10 protein-coding genes and 1 pseudogene are annotated in these 16,864 nt (G+C 27.0%); 10 read left to right on the top strand and 1 reads right to left on the bottom strand.

Annotated features, from left to right (window positions below; all coding sequences use genetic code 11):
- Nucleotides 1-46 precede the first annotated feature (46 nt).
- From CLOCEL_RS15750 to CLOCEL_RS15730, 4 genes are all read left to right on the top strand, one after another.
- Nucleotides 47-1,372, top strand: a complete 1,326-nt coding sequence (locus CLOCEL_RS15750) for a DUF1015 domain-containing protein (RefSeq protein WP_010073212.1) — start codon at nt 47-49, stop codon at nt 1,370-1,372.
- 67 nt (nt 1,373-1,439) lie between these two features.
- Complete coding sequence (locus tag CLOCEL_RS15745) at nt 1,440-3,782, top strand: hypothetical protein (protein WP_010073211.1); 2,343 nt, start codon at nt 1,440-1,442, stop codon at nt 3,780-3,782.
- A 1,084-nt stretch (nt 3,783-4,866) separates the two neighbouring features.
- Nucleotides 4,867-6,072: an ATP-grasp domain-containing protein gene (locus CLOCEL_RS15735; RefSeq protein ID WP_010073209.1), complete on the top strand. Its 1,206-nt coding sequence runs from the start codon at nt 4,867-4,869 to the stop codon at nt 6,070-6,072.
- 24 nt (nt 6,073-6,096) lie between these two features.
- A complete protein-coding gene (locus CLOCEL_RS15730) occupies nt 6,097-7,377 on the top strand; it encodes an MFS transporter (RefSeq protein WP_010073208.1) in 1,281 nt (426 codons plus the stop codon).
- A gap of 89 nt (nt 7,378-7,466) precedes the next feature.
- Here CLOCEL_RS15730 and CLOCEL_RS15725 read toward each other — a convergent pair whose 3' ends face one another.
- Nucleotides 7,467-7,772 carry a hypothetical protein gene (locus CLOCEL_RS15725; protein ID WP_010073207.1) on the bottom strand — a complete coding sequence of 102 codons (306 nt, stop codon included), beginning with the start codon at nt 7,770-7,772 and terminating at the stop codon, nt 7,467-7,469.
- A 156-nt stretch (nt 7,773-7,928) separates the two neighbouring features.
- On the opposite strand from CLOCEL_RS15725, the pseudogene CLOCEL_RS22395 reads away from it, so the two are divergent.
- The 6 genes and pseudogenes from CLOCEL_RS22395 to CLOCEL_RS15700 form a co-directional block, all read left to right on the top strand.
- Nucleotides 7,929-8,141: pseudogene (locus tag CLOCEL_RS22395) on the top strand (sporulation peptidase YabG); the annotation flags it as partial.
- A gap of 488 nt (nt 8,142-8,629) precedes the next feature.
- The gene (locus CLOCEL_RS15720) at nt 8,630-9,991 is read left to right on the top strand and encodes a nucleotide sugar dehydrogenase (protein WP_010073205.1); all 1,362 of its coding nucleotides are present in this window, start codon (nt 8,630-8,632) and stop codon (nt 9,989-9,991) included.
- 28 nt (nt 9,992-10,019) lie between these two features.
- Nucleotides 10,020-12,392 carry a Gfo/Idh/MocA family oxidoreductase gene (locus tag CLOCEL_RS15715; protein ID WP_010073204.1) on the top strand — a complete coding sequence of 791 codons (2,373 nt, stop codon included), beginning with the start codon at nt 10,020-10,022 and terminating at the stop codon, nt 12,390-12,392.
- A 24-nt stretch (nt 12,393-12,416) separates the two neighbouring features.
- Nucleotides 12,417-13,526 carry a non-hydrolyzing UDP-N-acetylglucosamine 2-epimerase gene (gene wecB / locus CLOCEL_RS15710; protein WP_010073203.1) on the top strand — a complete coding sequence of 370 codons (1,110 nt, stop codon included), beginning with the start codon at nt 12,417-12,419 and terminating at the stop codon, nt 13,524-13,526.
- Between the two features lie 9 nt (nt 13,527-13,535).
- Complete coding sequence (locus CLOCEL_RS15705) at nt 13,536-14,645, top strand: C45 family autoproteolytic acyltransferase/hydrolase (RefSeq protein WP_010073202.1); 1,110 nt, start codon at nt 13,536-13,538, stop codon at nt 14,643-14,645.
- Nucleotides 14,646-14,677: 32 nt separating this feature from the next.
- Nucleotides 14,678-16,846: a hypothetical protein gene (locus tag CLOCEL_RS15700; RefSeq protein WP_242655171.1), complete on the top strand. Its 2,169-nt coding sequence runs from the start codon at nt 14,678-14,680 to the stop codon at nt 16,844-16,846.
- Nucleotides 16,847-16,864: the final 18 nt, after the last annotated feature.

Raw genomic sequence — 16,864 nt, 5'->3', positions numbered from 1 at the left:
GTTAGAATAATAACGTACAAAAAATAAATTTTAGGAGGCAAAAATAATGAAAAATATTGGAATCAAAATTCCTGAAATCTTATTACCATACAATCAAGTTGATTATTTTAAATGGGCTATTGTAGCGTGTGATCAATTTACTTCACAACCAGATTACTGGAGTGAAGTGGAGAAAATTGTTAATGATGAAGTTTCTACATTAAATTTAATTTTTCCAGAGGTTTTTTTGAAACAAAATGAAGAAGATATTGAAAAAAGAATACAAATTATTAATGACACAATGGAAGAATATTTGCAAAAAAATATTTTAGAAAGGCAAAAACCAGGCTTTATCTATACTGAAAGAACTACAAAAGAGTCTGGGAAAAGAAAGGGACTTATATTGTCGGTTGATTTAGAAAAATATGAGTTTCAAAAAGGTTCGAAATCATTGATAAGAGCTACAGAGGATACTATTATTGAAAGACTTCCGCCAAGAGTAAAAATAAGAAAAAATGCTTCAATTGAAATACCGCATATAATGTTGTTAATAGATGACCCGAAAGATAGTATTTTTTCTATAATTAGTGATAATTTGAATTCCTTAGAAAAACTTTATGATTTTGATTTAATGAAAGGTGGAGGAAACTTAAAAGGATACAGTGTTCAAAATAGCAAAGTTATAGATAAAATTATCGAAGGTTTTTCAGAATTAGCAACTGAAGAGGTATTTAAGAAAAAATATAATACAGAAGAAGATGTATTATTGTTTGCAGTAGGAGATGGAAATCATTCATTAGCAACTGCAAAATTACATTGGGAAAATATTAAGAAAAATAGCATAAATGAAAATCTATTAGATCATCCTTCAAGATATGCATTAGTGGAAGTTGTCAATTTACATGATAGTGGATTAAAACTATCGCCTATACATAGAGTAATATTTAATATTGATGAGGAAAATTTATATAAAAATTTATTGAAATATTTAGAAAATAGGAATGTTGAGTTTAATTCTACAGATGTAGAAGATATCAGAAATATTTCCGAGGATAAAATCAATTCTAATGAATTTATCTTTACTACTAATAATTATAATAAAGTATTGAGAATAAATAATATGGAAGAATCTCTTATTGTAACAATAGTTGAAGATTTTATACAAAATTTTATAAAAAACAATTTAAAAGCAGACGTTGATTATATACATGGAGAAGAAGAGACAATAAAATTAGCAAGGGTGAAAAATAATGCTGGAATTATTTTACCATCAATAGAAAAAAGCAGTTTATTTAAAACAGTTATTAATGATGGAAAACTACCAAGAAAAACATTTTCTATGGGTGAAGCTAATGAAAAGAAGTATTATGTAGAGTCTAGAATGATAAAATAACAAGTATTTAATTAGGAGTTATTAAAAATAATAACTCCTAATTAAAAATTTAGAGAAGGTTATATTGATGAATGAGATAAAATTTATAAAATGCAATAATATTGATGAGATATCAAGTGTTTTAAAGTATGTTATAGATGATAATACGAAGAAAAAAATATATCCATTTTATAGAACTAATGTTGATGTAAGTATATTCGAAGATATATCCAAACATAAAATAAGTATTATTAATTATGATGATTTTGCGAATATTGAGAATTTAAATAACGATGACAACGATAAAAAAGATATTATGACAAATGGAAAAAAAATATATTTAGATAGAATTACAGAAAGTGAAACATCTTTTCAAGATGATTATAATGCTTTCTGTAATATTGGGAGCCAAAATTTATTAAATACCGAATATTTTAAAATGGATAAAGTAGTTATATGCTTTGATAATGAAAAATTTATTATTCCAGCATTACTATACTCCATATTAAATAAGGTCCCACTATTTATCTTAGATGATATTAGCGATCTAGATAAGATTGATAAAAAAAGCTTTAAATATTTAGTGTTTTTTGGAAATCCTGAGATTTTCACTTATAGTTTCATAAACACCATAGAAAATATTGTTAGCAGTATAAATTCAATGAGAAAAAATTTTTCAAAAGCAAGTTATGGAATTATGACTGGAAGAAATTTCAACGAAACTCTTAATTTGGTCATAAAAACAGATTTATATAACCTTAATAAATTCAATAGTTACGTCATTTACAATAGTGTTGACAACTTAATTCATAGGGAAATAGGTGGTGAAAAATTAATTATAGATTCTAAATGTAGTTTAGATACTTTTGAAGCAAATAATAAGGAAATAATAGGAGTATTTAATATTGTAGCTCATGGAAGGGATTGTTGTATTCATTTGAGCGATGCTGTTATATGTGGAAAAAGTAATAAATATAAACATAAAGTTGAAAATGAATCTTTGTTACCTGGATGTAGCACTGATGGATTATGTTATAGAAAAAAGTTTAATGGACCTAATGTAATAGATGCTTCTAAAATTAAATCTCCTATTATCTTTTCAAATTCATGCTCTACATTGAAAATATCAAAAGCTTTAGTAGAAATAGAATACTCTATTTCATTAAATGCTCTAGACGGTTACTCAATTGCATATGTAGGAAGTTCATTGGTAAAAGGAACAAACACATGGGTGAACTATTTATTTAATTATCTAATTAAAGTTGGTAAATCATTAGGGGAAGCGTGCAATATTGTTAATAGTTGCATAAGAGCACAAGAAAAAGATTTTCCGTGTTTTAAAATAATAGGGGATCCAAGTTATAGGTTGTATGATGAGGAATTTATAGATGACAAAGTGCGGATAAATACATATACAGATAATAATGGAATGAGAATTGAAGTATTAAACAACGAATCTAGTTTTGTAAACATATCTATAGGTGATTCGTTAATATATAAAAAATATTTAGTTAAACAATTTGTGATAGACTACATTGGTAGTAAAAGTAAATGTCCTGTTTTTTATAATATTTATCCTGATGAAGTCAATAAAGAATTATCAATATTTATTTACTCTAGTGAAAAATTACCGGAGGAGTTTGAGATAGTAGTTAATTTTGAAGAAGACAATTTATTTTTAGAAAATAAATTTATTACGAATATAGAGAATTTAAATTATATAAATATCCCGACGCAACCGATAAAAAACTTAATAAATGACGTAAACTTTGTAGCTAAAAGTTTAATAAAGTATAAAAACAATTCACTTTATAATCTTCAATATAGGAAAAAGTTCATGAAAAAGAAGCAAGAATTTTACAATATTTCCAGTAATATTCAGAATTCTATTGTAGAAAGATTAAGTAGTATAACTAATAATGGATGGTATAGCTTCACAGAAAATAATGAAGAAGAATTTATTACGACAGATTATAGAATGCAAGGTAAATGCTATATATGTAATGAAGATACAAATATACAAAGAATAAGACACCTATTTAATGAGCATATCATTAGAGAAATAACAATATGTCCTAATTGTGGACATATTTTTGATAATGATTCTGATGAACTTAAAATATGTATTTTGGGTGAAAGTAAATTACAAAAAGGATATAAATATGAACAAGAATTGTTTATAAAAAATACTACAAAAAAAACTATTAGAGGTGTGCTAGAATTAGCGCAAGTAAATTCTAAGGCTTTTGGTATCAAATTTGAAAATGCAAGAGTTGAGTTCATTTTAAAACCAAATGAGATTTTTTCATATAATGTTAATGTAGATATTACTAATCCAATAATTAATCAAGATATATATTGGTTGAGAGCTTATGGAATTATAGATGGAAAGATTTATGTGTCTAGTAAAAACATTTGGGTAAAAAATTAATTTGAAGAAAATTTTGGAGTAAATATTATGTATTTAATTAATATTTTAAAGTATAAGATTTACTCATTCATATATTGTTGAAAAGGCAAGAGTAAAATCTATAAAATGAATATTTTATGGGATTGTAAAATGACAAAATAAAAAACTATGAATAAATTTTAGAAAAGAATAAAAATGTGCATACAAGAAAATTCTTTAGGAAAGGTAATGCAGAGTATCGTGAACGCTATTTTTATATACATATTGTTGATAAGATATTTAAGTGGCTATTTTAAGAAGTTTAATAATACTTCTGATGTACTTTGGTTTATTTAATGAATAAGCTAGTATAGCATTTATAAGTTTTGAAATGGCTGTTAGATACAGATACCGTATAGTTGTAGTGTTTAATGTTCTTGGTGATTCAATGCGTGGGTTATATTTTAATGATGAAAGAGTTCTTTCAATATGAAATTGAACAGAGTATTCAGTGTTTCATTCTTTAGAATTTCTTTGAAAACTAGGATAAAGTTTAAAATCTTTATCGATATAGAAGTAAGTCATACGACCACTTTTTGTTAGTACAAGGATTTTCACATGTATGATAGCATTTAGCTTTTTTATCCCTAGACATTGGAGGAAGTAAATTTGAATCTTAAGTTTCTATTTTTGCCATTGCAAATACCTCTAGTTTTAAATGGAGAGGCATCTAATGGACATAACGGAAGGTCTTCCACATCATGTTCAAGGTCGCCTACTTTACTATTACATTGGGTAGGAGGATTTATTGGAAGGAATACTTTTTCAAGTCCACATTCTTTGAAAAAGCAAAATTATCATAACAATATTTTTGCCCTTCGGAAATTTAAAAGTCTTTTCAATAGGTTTGTAAAAATATTTATCAAAGAAGTGTAGATTTAAAGAGTTTTGGTGATTATTAAAAATTATGACAAGTTTATAAAGTAACTAAAATTTTCATTTACAAAGCCTAATTTGATATTGTGATCTTTATAAGTAAATTTAGGCATGATCAAGTAAGTTAACAAAATCTACCAGCTGAGGTATTTCGCAACCAATTAAAATAAATATTTATACGGAGGATATAATGACTAAAAAAAACATCTTAATATTAAATACAACACCATATAATAAATATTTAAAAGATGGTGATTTTATAATTAATAAGGAAAAATACAATATATTTATTATTTCAAACAAAAAAAGAATAAATGAATTAAATTCAAAAGATTTTAAAGAAATATTTTGCTGTGAGATGAATGAAGAAGATAAGATATTGCAGATTTCTTGTGAAATAAACAATAAAAATAAAATTGATCACGTAATAGCATTATCTGAAAAAACAGTACTTATTGCTGCGAAAATTAGAGATCACTTACACATAAAGGGAATGGGGTATAATGAAACAGTACCATTTAGAGATAAATATGTAATGATTGAAAAATTAAATGATAAAGGTATAAAAGTTCCTGACTTTAGTATTATAACTAGCTATGAAGAAGCATTAAATTTTTTTAATAAGTATAAAAAAATAATTTTCAAACCAAGGCTTGGAATTGGGTCACAAAGTGTACAAGTTATTGAGAGTAAAGAATCTCTTGAAAAAGTTTTTGAATATATAGGAAATAATATATATTCTTATATAATGGAAGAGTTTATTGAAGGTACTATGTATTGCTGCGATACAATTATACAAAATGGAAATATAAAACTTTGTAATGTAACAAAATATCTAGGTTCAACTTTAGATTTTTCATCTAAAAATAGTCTCGGATTTGTAGTAGAAGATGATATACGTATTTTGGATAAAATAGAACGGTTTAATGAGGATGTAATAAAATCGTTAAATATGAAAGATGGAGTTACTCATCATGAGATGTTTTTAAATGAAAATAATGAAATAGTTTTTTGTGAAATAGCTTGTAGAATAGGAGGCGGAAATTTAGTTGAAGAATTTGAAATTATGTATGGACTTAACCTCTATGAGTGTTCAATTTGCTTGGAATTAGGAGAAAAACTACCTAAATATAAAAAAAATAGCATTTGTGCAGGATTTATAATGTTCTATTATAAAGATGGAGAAATAAATGAAATCTCATACGGGGATTTGCTTTATAATAAATGGATTAAATCTTATGAAATATTTGCTCAGACAGGAAATAAAGCATTGGTAGCAAAACACAGCACAGACACTGCTGCTTACTTTATAGTAACAGGAGAAAATAGTAATGACGTAACTAATAAGTTAACTAGTATTAAAAATCAATTTAATATATCATATGTAAATAATTAGTTTGTAATAAGTAGTGGAGGATAAATGAGATATAGTAATAAAAAAATTAATACATTTAAAAATAATTTAATATTACCCAAATCTTTTTATATTGTTATAATTGGAGATTCAATATCAAGAATAGGAGATTATATTTATCAACTTGGTATACCGATTTATATTTTATCTCTTACGGGTTCTCCGTTATGGATGGCAACTTCATTTGCGATACAACAATGTGCCATAATTTTTTCGGGATTATTATCTGGAACTGTTGTAGATAGAAGTAATCCTAAAAAAGTATTGGTATATAATGCACTTTTACAAACTATACTTATTGCTGTTATTCCTATTTTACATAAGTTATCTATGATAAACATATATTTCATTCTTATAGATGGTTTTTTTCTAACAGCTAGCGGATTTTTATATAAAACTGCGATAAATTCATTAATACCTAATATCGTAAAAAAAGAAAGATTACCATTAGCTTCATCTCAAATTTCATTATCAAAATTTATTAGCAAAACTATTGGACCAACTTTAGCTGGGATAGTAATTTCTGTGATATCTCCTATTAATAGTTTATGGATTGACGGTATTAGTTTTTTATTAGTATTTGTATTAATGAAATTTGTTGATTTTAATGATGAGGTAAAAATACAGATTAAAGATAAAAATACAATAAAGAGTTTTACAAGAGATTTACAAGAGGGATTTAAAATTGTTTTAGGAACAGATTTTATATTTTCGCTGGTTATATTAAACTTTATGTTAAATATAGGATATGTTTCAATGTTTTCTATGTTTATATACCATTTAAGTGAAATTTTAAATTTTCAATCTCAAACAATAGGTTTAATTTATTCGGCAGATGGTCTAGCCGTAATAATGGCAGGGTTTTTATTACCTATCATTATGAAGAAAATTATGAATGGTAAATTAATTATATATTGTTCTGCAATAATGGGGTTATGTATTTTGAGTCTAGGTTATATTAGTAGTGGACTATTAGTTGGAGGAATATTTGGAATCATAATGTATTGTAGTCAGACAATTAATAGAGTAATGTATACATTGTGGCAGATGAATATATCAAAAGAACAACTTGGAAGAGTTTTTAGTATTTCATCTACGCTTGAAAGTTTGTCAGTTCCACTAGCTGGTATGATTTCAGGTATTATTGTAGAAAATTATGAGTCTTTTACTTTATTTAAAATAAGTGGGATAATAATTATACTTTCGACTTTGCTATGTACTATATTTACTAAGGTAACTCAAATAGATAATAGGATTGTTTATGAAAAGAATACGATGCTTAAATAATTATGGTATTGTAGCGTAAATATAAAAGCCAACTTTAGATTAGCATAAACAGCTACTAATGCAGTATTACCTGCTTTTAAATTTAGGTTTTAGAATATAGAAAAAGTCTTTAACTTCAAATACATATCATAATAAAGCCTAATCCTACCACTAATCAACCGAGCAAATCCAGAATGAGACACCGCTAAAATACCAGCAGCCATAGAATAAGAATACTTATTTCTATTGTCCCATTCCTTGATCTTATCCCGATATCTACTATAATATATAGAATAATATTCATCAAAATATCTAATAGGAATAGAAAACATCTCACATAAAAGCTTAACATTCTCAGGTTTAGGAAACACATCTTGTTCCCATCTAATAGTAGTATCAAAATGTAAGCCAAGCATATCAGCTAACTCATGACGTTCTAAGTTATGAGTTTTTCTAATCTTAACTATTTTCTCAGCTATAGTTTTTTCAGGTAGATTCTTATAAAGTTCTTGATAAAGATTTAAAGTGGAATTTGAAAATATTCCCCTAATTACAATAATTTGGTGATGTGAGCAGGCACAAATCTAGCTAGTACACCTAAACGAGTCTTAATTCATTGCCTCGACCCTGTATTTATCTGTGAAAAGATCGCTTATGCAAGTATTGATAAGGTGGTTGATATTAAGACATTGCTTGCTAGTACAATAACTGGTTTTGAAGGTATTGGTGGTGTTCAGACTAGAGGGAAGTATAGGGAAGGGTATCCGGAGTATTTTTATAAATAGATGAAAAAGAAGTTAGGCGGTTGTGCTTGAGATAATCTTTAATCTAGCTTTTAATTTGTAGATAAATAAAATCTATGAAATTCACCAACTTATAAGCCACAACTATTTAGCTTATTTAGAAAGTGGTGGACAAGACTTCTTTGGTGTTCATTTTAAAGCTGGAACTGCTGAAGTTGTTTGATATAACCAAGGAGCTGTTAAGTGGCAAAGTGAACCTTATAGATTTACAGAAATTATAGGAGATAGTTATTAATATATATATCATTATCTATATTAGTTTCAAGGCTTATAAATAGAGATGTAGATTTACTGCAAATATGTGTAGATGATTATATGATATTGCTATTGTTTTGAAGGTGCTGAGGAGTATCATAGTTTGTAAGTTGTAAAACATATAATACATAAAGAAGAAACATTGACAAAAAGCAAATAAATTGTAAAATTAAAGTATAAAATGTGTTTTCATCTTAAAAAGGAGAAAAATGTACATGGAAGAATTTTATGAAAAACTTAACCAAGAAATAATTAGTAAGAAGTCTATTATAGGTGTTATAGGGCTTGGATATGTCGGATTACCAATAGTAGAGAGTTTTGTAAAGAGTGGATTTCAAACAATAGGTTTCGATATTGATGATGAAAAGATAAAAAAATTGATTCAAAATGAAAGTTATATTACTGATTTCACAGATAAAGACATTGAAAAGATCAATGAGTTTAATAGATTTTATCCTACAAATAAATTTGACAAAATTTCTCAATGCGATGTTTTGATAATTTGTGTACCAACTCCATTAAAAGAAGATAAGCTTACTCCAGATTTAACTTTTTTGAACAATAGCTTAAAATCAATAGGAGAAAATATAAGGCGTGGAACATTAGTTGTTTTAGAAAGTACAACATATCCATTTACAACATCAGAGGTTGTTGTTCCTTACTTAGAAAAATTAGGACTTAAAGTAGGTGATGATGTATTTGTTGCTTTTTCTCCAGAGAGAATAAATCCTGGGGTTGAAAAGTTTAAGTTTAGTAGCACACCTAAAATAGTAGGAGGTAAAACTGAAAGATGTAAACAAATTGCTACAGCATTATATGGATGTGTAATTGATAAAGTTGTTCCAGTTTCTAAACCTGAAGTTGCAGAAATGGCTAAATTACTAGAAAACACATATAGATACATTAATATCGCACTAGTCAACGAGATAGAAACATTTTGTAGTGAAATGGATATAGATATTTATGAAGTTATTGAAGCTGCAAGTACAAAACCCTTTGGATTTGAAAAGTTTTATCCAGGACCGGGGGTTGGCGGGCATTGCATTCCTATAGATCCTTTCTATTACAAATGGTATGCTAATGAAAAAAACTTTGAAACATTATTAATAGATGCAGCTTTTGAAATTAATGCTAATAGACCTAAAAACGTTTTCAATAAAGCGATGATGAGAATGAAAGGGGTTAAAAATTCAATTATAACTGTATTAGGAGTAGCTTATAAGAAAAATATCAATGATTTACGTGAATCATCAGCGATAGAGCTTATAGAAATGTTGATTAACAATGGATATGAAGTTAGATTTTCTGATGCATTTTGTAATAAAATTTTAATTAAAGCAGATGGCAAAAGTTGTGAAATGTTATCAGTTGATTTTAATGAAGAGCTATTAGAAAAGAGCGGCTTAATAATTATTCATACAGATCATGATTATTTTAACTATGAATTGTTAAATAAGTATAAGGAAAAAATTATTGATACAAGATATGCCCTTAGTAAGTTTGAAAATGAAGATCGACTGGTTTATAAAGATATAGTTTGTAAAGATAAGGATGTTTACTTTGAACGCCAAATATAAAGTGAATTGTGTTGGGAAGTGAGATTGAGTGAATGCTAATAGAAATAATAATTTAGAGATAGCTGTAGTTGGTGGGGGTAAGTGGGGAAATGTTATTATTCAACACTTAGAAAAGTTACTAGAGTCAGGTTTAATAGGAAGGATACATATAATAGCAGGTAGCAATTATGAAAGTATCTTGGATAAATATAAAGGTGAAAATAAACTCATATATAAGAAAGATCAGTTAATGAGTGTACTGGACAATGAAAAAGTGACTCATGTTATGATTATAACTGGATTTTATACGCACTATGAATTGGTTAAAACTGTTTTAAATAAAAAGAAACATGTTTTTGTGGAAAAACCATTTGTTATAACAATAGAACAAGCTATTGAATTAAATTCTATTGCTTCAAGTAAAAAACTATGTTTGCAAGTAGGCTTCCAATATAAATATGATAAGAGATTTGAATTTATTAATCAGTTGATACAAAACCAAGAACTAGGACATATAAATGATGTTCATATCAATATGATTAATAAAATAAAAAATACAAAAAGTTCTACTGAATTGACTGTAGTAGAGAATATAGTTTCCCATCAATTAAGTATTATACAAAAGTTATTTGGATATAGTGAATTTTCAGATGTTTCATTAGAAATAATAGATGAAAACTATATTAAATTAAGTTTTAAATACGGAGATATAAAAGTAAGGTTAAATGCATCATCTAGTTATATGAAAAATTCTAATATTAGAGAAATAAAAATCATGGGTAGTGATAAACAATTATATTTAGATTTTGATAATCAGAATGTAAATTTTAGTTATATTGATAGTAAAAGTTATGAAAATGTCGATTTGGAAAATTACAAAGATAAAATAGATCTTTCACCTAGTAGTTTAGAATGTGAAATTATACATTTCATCAAATCAAATTATGAAGAGAATGAATATTTAGAAAATGAGCAAATAGTTAGTATAACTAATGAAATTAATTTGAAATTACATGAAAAGATTTTAGAGAGAGCTAGGAAAAATAATGAAGAAAGTAATGCATTCAAAGAAGAGGTACTTAATATTATATCTGAAGAGTCTGACATAAGTAATTTAAGGTCGATAAGAGATAGAAAGTTGCTATGGAACTATGAAAGCATTTTGAAAAATGTTTCAAATGCTATAGAAATATTATCAGAGAAACCCTATATTTCAGCAAGGGAGATGGGGAGCAAATTAGGAATAGCACTAGAAGAAGTTAAAGATATATATAAGGTAATAAGGAAAAGCAAGGTTAGCCAACAAAGAATAATTAATAGTGATAATTATGATTATTACAATGGATTAAGATTACTAAAAAATGAAAGTGCAGAAGTTACATTTTTTATTGGAATTAATTGTCCCTATAAGTGTTATTTTTGTCAATCTGTAATTTGGCAAAATGATAATGAGCGTAAGTCTAATAAATATGCGTATACTTCCTCAGATTTAATAACTTTTAAAGAAATTGATATGGTATTTGATTATTTATATAAAATGAAGAATGATGGTAGACATTCAACTATAAAAATATCAGGTGGTTTAGAGCCTCTAACAGATTATAAGCGAGTTGAATATATAATAGCAAAAGCAAAAAAATATAATATACCTGTAAAATTATTTACAAATGGATTTTTAATTAACACATTAAAAAATAAAGAAGCCTTATTTAATCTTAAGGAAATAAGAATAAGCTTAAATGCGATAAATTCTGATGAGTATGCCTTTAATTATGCAAGAAGGAAATCAGACTTTTCAATATTGAAAAATAATATTGAAGAGTTAGTAAAAGAAAAGAAAAATTTAAACTCAGAAGTTCTTATAGGGATTAAATCAGTAATAACTGAGGACAATGTAAGAAATATGGCCATATTAGCAAAACAAGCTTTGGAAATGGGCATTAACTTTATTGATTTTAGCTGTGATTTTAGTACCGGAGCTAGCGAAAAATTGTCTATATTAGTAAAGCAACAAGTGGAATTAATTAATGAATTAACTGCTGATACCACTTTTAAAGTATTTGTAGGAGGCTCTTTATTTAAAAATAATATATTTTCAAATAAGCCATATGGAGATTATGTAGCGAAAGAGTTAATATATTACAAAGTATTTATAGATCCAGCAGGTTTTATTGTACCATTTCATGATGATGCATTTCCAAAGGGAGAGAAAAGAGATTTATTTGACTTTAGTACAAGTCTTGGAAGAATAGGACAATATGAAAAATTTGAGGACATATTCAATAGGGATATGAGTAAATTAAAACCTAAAAGTTATAAATTATTAAATCCTTTTGAACTAATGTTAAGCTTAGAATTACAGAGGAGAAGTAAGGATTATGAAGATGGAATAAGTTTATATGATATACCCTATAATATATAGTTGCTTCTCAGTAAAGGAGGATATATGAATAAGATATTTTTAATAGTAGGGGTTAGACCACATTTTGTTAAGATTTCTTCATTGTTGAAGGAACTAGAGAAAAATTTTAATGTTGTATTAATTCATACATGTCAACATTATGACTATAATATGTCAACGACCTTCTTTGAGGATTTGGGAATACGAAATCCAGATTATATGCTAGTTCAAGACAATGTAATGGAAAATGAAAAATTTTTCGGCATGAGTATAGAAATATGTAAGCTAATAAATAAAGAATGGCCTAAATGTATTTTAGTTATAGGTGATTCTAATACACCATTAGCAGCTGCTTTAGCGGGAAAAATATCTAATGTTAAAGTTGCACATATAGAAGCAGGAGTGAGAAATTATGATGAAAACATGGTTGAAGAGGCAAACAGAACGTTAATAGATAGAATTTCTGATATATACTTCACAACAACAAAAGGATGCATTGAAAATCTTAAAAGAGAGAATATAAATAACAATATATTTTTTGTAGGAGATCTTTTACTTGAAGCAATAAATAAAACTAACAAAACCAATACTTATAAAAAGGATGTTGTAAATACAGTAGGATTCTATAGCGGATATATATTATTGACAATGCATAGAAAGGAAAATACTTCAAACAAAAATTATATAAGAGAAGTAATGGAAAGCTTAAATGAAATGAATTATAAAGTCATATTTCCAATGCATCCTAAAGTAAAATCAATTTTTTTAGAAGATAAAGAGCTTAAGGAGTATTTTGATAATGAAAAAATACTTCTAATTGATGCTGTTAATCATGAAGATATAGTGAAGCTAATTGAAAATTCACAAGTTGTGGTTACAGATTCAAATGGAATTCAAAGGGAGTCATATTTTTTAAAGAAGCCATGCATTATCCTTAGGACATCTACAGAGGTAAAGGAAACATTAAAAAATAACTGTGCAGTGATTATAGGAAATAACATTACAAAAATGAAGCATTACATTGATTATTATATGGAAAATCCTAAATTGATATATGAGTTAGACCAATTTGGGGGAGATGGAGTTTCAGAAAAAATATCAAAAATACTTTATGAATATTTAGAAAACAGTGAAAAAAATTCAGCTAACTATTAGGAGGTCAGCATGAATAAGAAGTTAAAGGTACTTGAGGTGAGTTCTAATCCTATAGAAAGAGGACTTCAGATAGGAGAAGAAAATGCATTTCTTATTAAGGAATTTGTAAGTATGGTCCATGAAAATTATAGAGAATTATGTGGAGGAATTTTAGAGATAGAAGAGGTAAGGGAACATTTAGGTAAGTGTTTAGATATATCCCAAAAGTTCGCTCCAGATTTATATATAGAATTGGAAGGTATAGCAAAGGCTTCTAATGTTGCAATAGATGATATTATCTTTATTAATTCATTTTTAGAGTTAATAAATTTTAGATTTCCAAAAACATGTAAAGAAATATTTGGGTGTACAAGCTTAGGGGTAGCTAATGACAATGAGGACAACAAAAAAGTATATGTTGCTCAAAATTATGATATGGAAAAATATTATAAAGATTATATAACATTAATTAAGATCAAGGAAAGAGAGACAGATACATTATTAATAACTTTTGCAGGAGTTTTAGGATGTATTGGATTCAATAGTTGCGGAATCGGATTAAATATAAATTATTTGCAGGCAAATGACTTAGGAACTGGTATATTATATCCATTTGTTGTGAGAAAAGCACTACAACAAAATAGAATAGGTGATGCTTTAGGAGCTATAACAACTGGATTTAAAGCTAGTGGAATGAACTATCTGTTATCAGATTCATTAGGGAATATATTTGATATAGAGATGGCAGGAAAAGACTTTGATATTCTTCAAATGAAGGATGGGTTTATGTCTCATTCAAATCATTATAAAAGTGAGAAGCTAATAAAAAAAGATATGATGGCATATGATCTGAGTTTAGATTCTTCATTTTCAAGAAGAGGAAGTACCATAATAAGAGAACATGTTTGCAATAAATTATTGAATAAAAGAAAAGAAAGTTTTGTCCTAGAAGATATAAAGAACATCTTAACAGATCATACGAATTATCCTTATTCAATCTGTAAGCATGGTGATCTTAATGAAGATAAATACAGAGGAAATGAAACTGTATTTTCTTCTATATTCGATTTGGAAAGCAGAGAGGCCCATATTGCCATCGGTACTCCATGTAAATCAGATTATTTTAAATATAAGTTGTAGCTAAATAGTGGATGCTCGGCAATCTCTAAATAATGAAGTTAAATGAGGTAAATATTATGGTAGACATTATTAAGGCAAGTAGTATTGAAGAATATAAAAAGTTTATAGAAGAAAATGGAGAGGGATTATTAGTATTAAAACAAAGAGTTTATGATGATATAAAGGAAATAATTGAAAGATATAAAATTAATTTATTAGAAAAAGAAGAACAGAATGAAACAGAAGATGAAAAAATAAAAAATGTTATTTTTTGCTTTGAAGATGATGAGTGGTATGACATAACAAGGTATTACTCTATTTTGACTAACTCAGAATTAATTAAGATTTCCAAGATGGAGGAAATATTTAGTTATTTAAAAACTTTTAAAAGAAAATTTATAACTGTTTGCGGAAGACCTGAAAAAATGACTCCTTCAAATTTAGAGAAAATGCAAAAATATCAGGTGGAAAATTGGGGAACAGACAATGAGGTGTATTTTGGAGCAATTACTGCTAGAGATTTAGAAATGTTAAGCTTTATAACTATGAAGATGTATTTATACAGAAAAATAAACAGAAAAGATAAATCAATGATAATTGATAGATTAGATTTTAATTTAGAAAAAGTTTTAAATACTAACAATAGGATTGTATTAGGATATAAAAATGCAACAACAGATAATATAGAAAATTATCTTAATGAAGAAATGCATTCCCACTTAACAGTAGTAGGTCATGGAAGAGATGATATAGTATGGATGACTAAAGGTTCATTATGTGCTAGATCAAAGTATTGCCAATCCTATAATGATTCTGAGAACCTTCCAAGTTGCGCTTTTGGAGAGGGGTGTTTTAGGGATGAAATGAATGTAATGCCTATGTGGAAACTAAATGTAAGAAATACTTTTATTTCATCATGCTTTTCTCTAAAAACAAATGAATCTCTTTTTGGATTGAAGTATAGCTTATTATATAGTGCATTAGATGGCACTATTGCTTCATTTATAGGATCTCCCCATATAGTTGATGGAAGTAGTTTTTTAAACTATTTATATATTGCATTAATTAGGAGTGGATTTAGGATTGGGGAAATCTCTGCTTTCATAAATCAAGCATATCTTGACTATGGCTTCGGATGTGAATCAGGATATTTTGTTATAGGTGACCCTTCATATAAAGAAAAATGTTATGAAAGTCCTGTTAAGATAGAGTGGGTTAAAAATGAAGAATCTTATGGGAAATATTATGTTGCAGATTGTAATTTAATTATTATTGATTTAGGCAAAGGTAATCTTGTTAATAAGTTTTTTAGTGGTGAAATCAGAGTAGTAGTATCAAATGATGAAAACCAGAAGTTATACGGAGTGTTAAGATACAGTAATAATAAAACATATTTATATTTATTCTCAAGTGAAATGATAAAAGCAGGAAATATATATGTATCTATAAAAAATGGTGAATTGTTTGATTTTTCTCAAATTGAGAAGTTGGAGTATTTATGTGCTCAATATGAGCGTATATCTCAAGAAGTACAAAAAGAATTTAGAACTGCTAAACAAATGGGATTAAATTTATGTGCAGAGAAAAAAGAAAGTTTTTTTATAATTTCTAATACTAAAAAGTTATATTCTCGATATAATAATTATTTAACAAAAATCAATTTAATTAATTATAAGATAGCTAAATTATTAAATGATCTCACTAATAGTAAGGGTTTCTCATTTGGTGAGCATTGCTTGTCAAATGGAATGCAGTTTGATGAATATGTGAAAGAAGGAACATGCAATAATTGTGGTAGAGAAATTTATGTTTTTAGGTACAAGCATATAATGTATAAAAATCTAGAAAGAATATTTCATATGTGTCCAATATGCGGATATATATTGGATTATTCAGGTGATAGTAATATTGAAATATATTTTGTTGGTGATTCAAAATATAACATCGGCCAGTTAATTGAACAAAAAGTATACATACGAAATAACTCCAATGTTAAAATTAGTGGCTATGGTGGAATTAGACTTGTTTCCGGTCAGGATATGGGTGCTGAATATAGTGAAGAGCTTTTTCCAGTAGAAGTTGCCCCTAAAGACGAAAAAGTCTATTCAACATCTATTAGAACTAATGAAAATTTAAAGCCACATAGTTATTGGTTAAAAGGTACATTTTCCATAGATAATGATGTTCGTATAATTAAGAAAGATCTATGGTTAATAAAATAATTGAGAGATGAGGGGCTA

This window comes from Clostridium cellulovorans 743B (genome assembly GCF_000145275.1).
GTDB classification, from domain to species: domain Bacteria; phylum Bacillota; class Clostridia; order Clostridiales; family Clostridiaceae; genus Clostridium_K; species Clostridium_K cellulovorans.
This window is presented reverse-complemented; position numbering and strand designations above follow the sequence as displayed.

Bases quoted from the DNA above. Each gene is read 5' to 3' on its own strand.
- CLOCEL_RS15705 (WP_010073202.1), top strand. From the start codon at position 13,536: ATGAATAAGAAGTTAAAGGTACTTGAGGTGAGTTCTAATCCTATAGAA.
- CLOCEL_RS15700 (WP_242655171.1), top strand. From the start codon at position 14,678: ATGAAGTTAAATGAGGTAAATATTATGGTAGACATTATTAAGGCAAGT.
- CLOCEL_RS15725 (WP_010073207.1), bottom strand. From the start codon at position 7,772: ATGCTTGGCTTACATTTTGATACTACTATTAGATGGGAACAAGATGTG.
- CLOCEL_RS15750 (WP_010073212.1), top strand. From the start codon at position 47: ATGAAAAATATTGGAATCAAAATTCCTGAAATCTTATTACCATACAAT.
- CLOCEL_RS15720 (WP_010073205.1), top strand. From the start codon at position 8,630: ATGGAAGAATTTTATGAAAAACTTAACCAAGAAATAATTAGTAAGAAG.
- CLOCEL_RS15730 (WP_010073208.1), top strand. From the start codon at position 6,097: ATGAGATATAGTAATAAAAAAATTAATACATTTAAAAATAATTTAATA.
- CLOCEL_RS15735 (WP_010073209.1), top strand. From the start codon at position 4,867: ATGACTAAAAAAAACATCTTAATATTAAATACAACACCATATAATAAA.
- wecB (WP_010073203.1), top strand. From the start codon at position 12,417: ATGAATAAGATATTTTTAATAGTAGGGGTTAGACCACATTTTGTTAAG.
- CLOCEL_RS15745 (WP_010073211.1), top strand. From the start codon at position 1,440: ATGAATGAGATAAAATTTATAAAATGCAATAATATTGATGAGATATCA.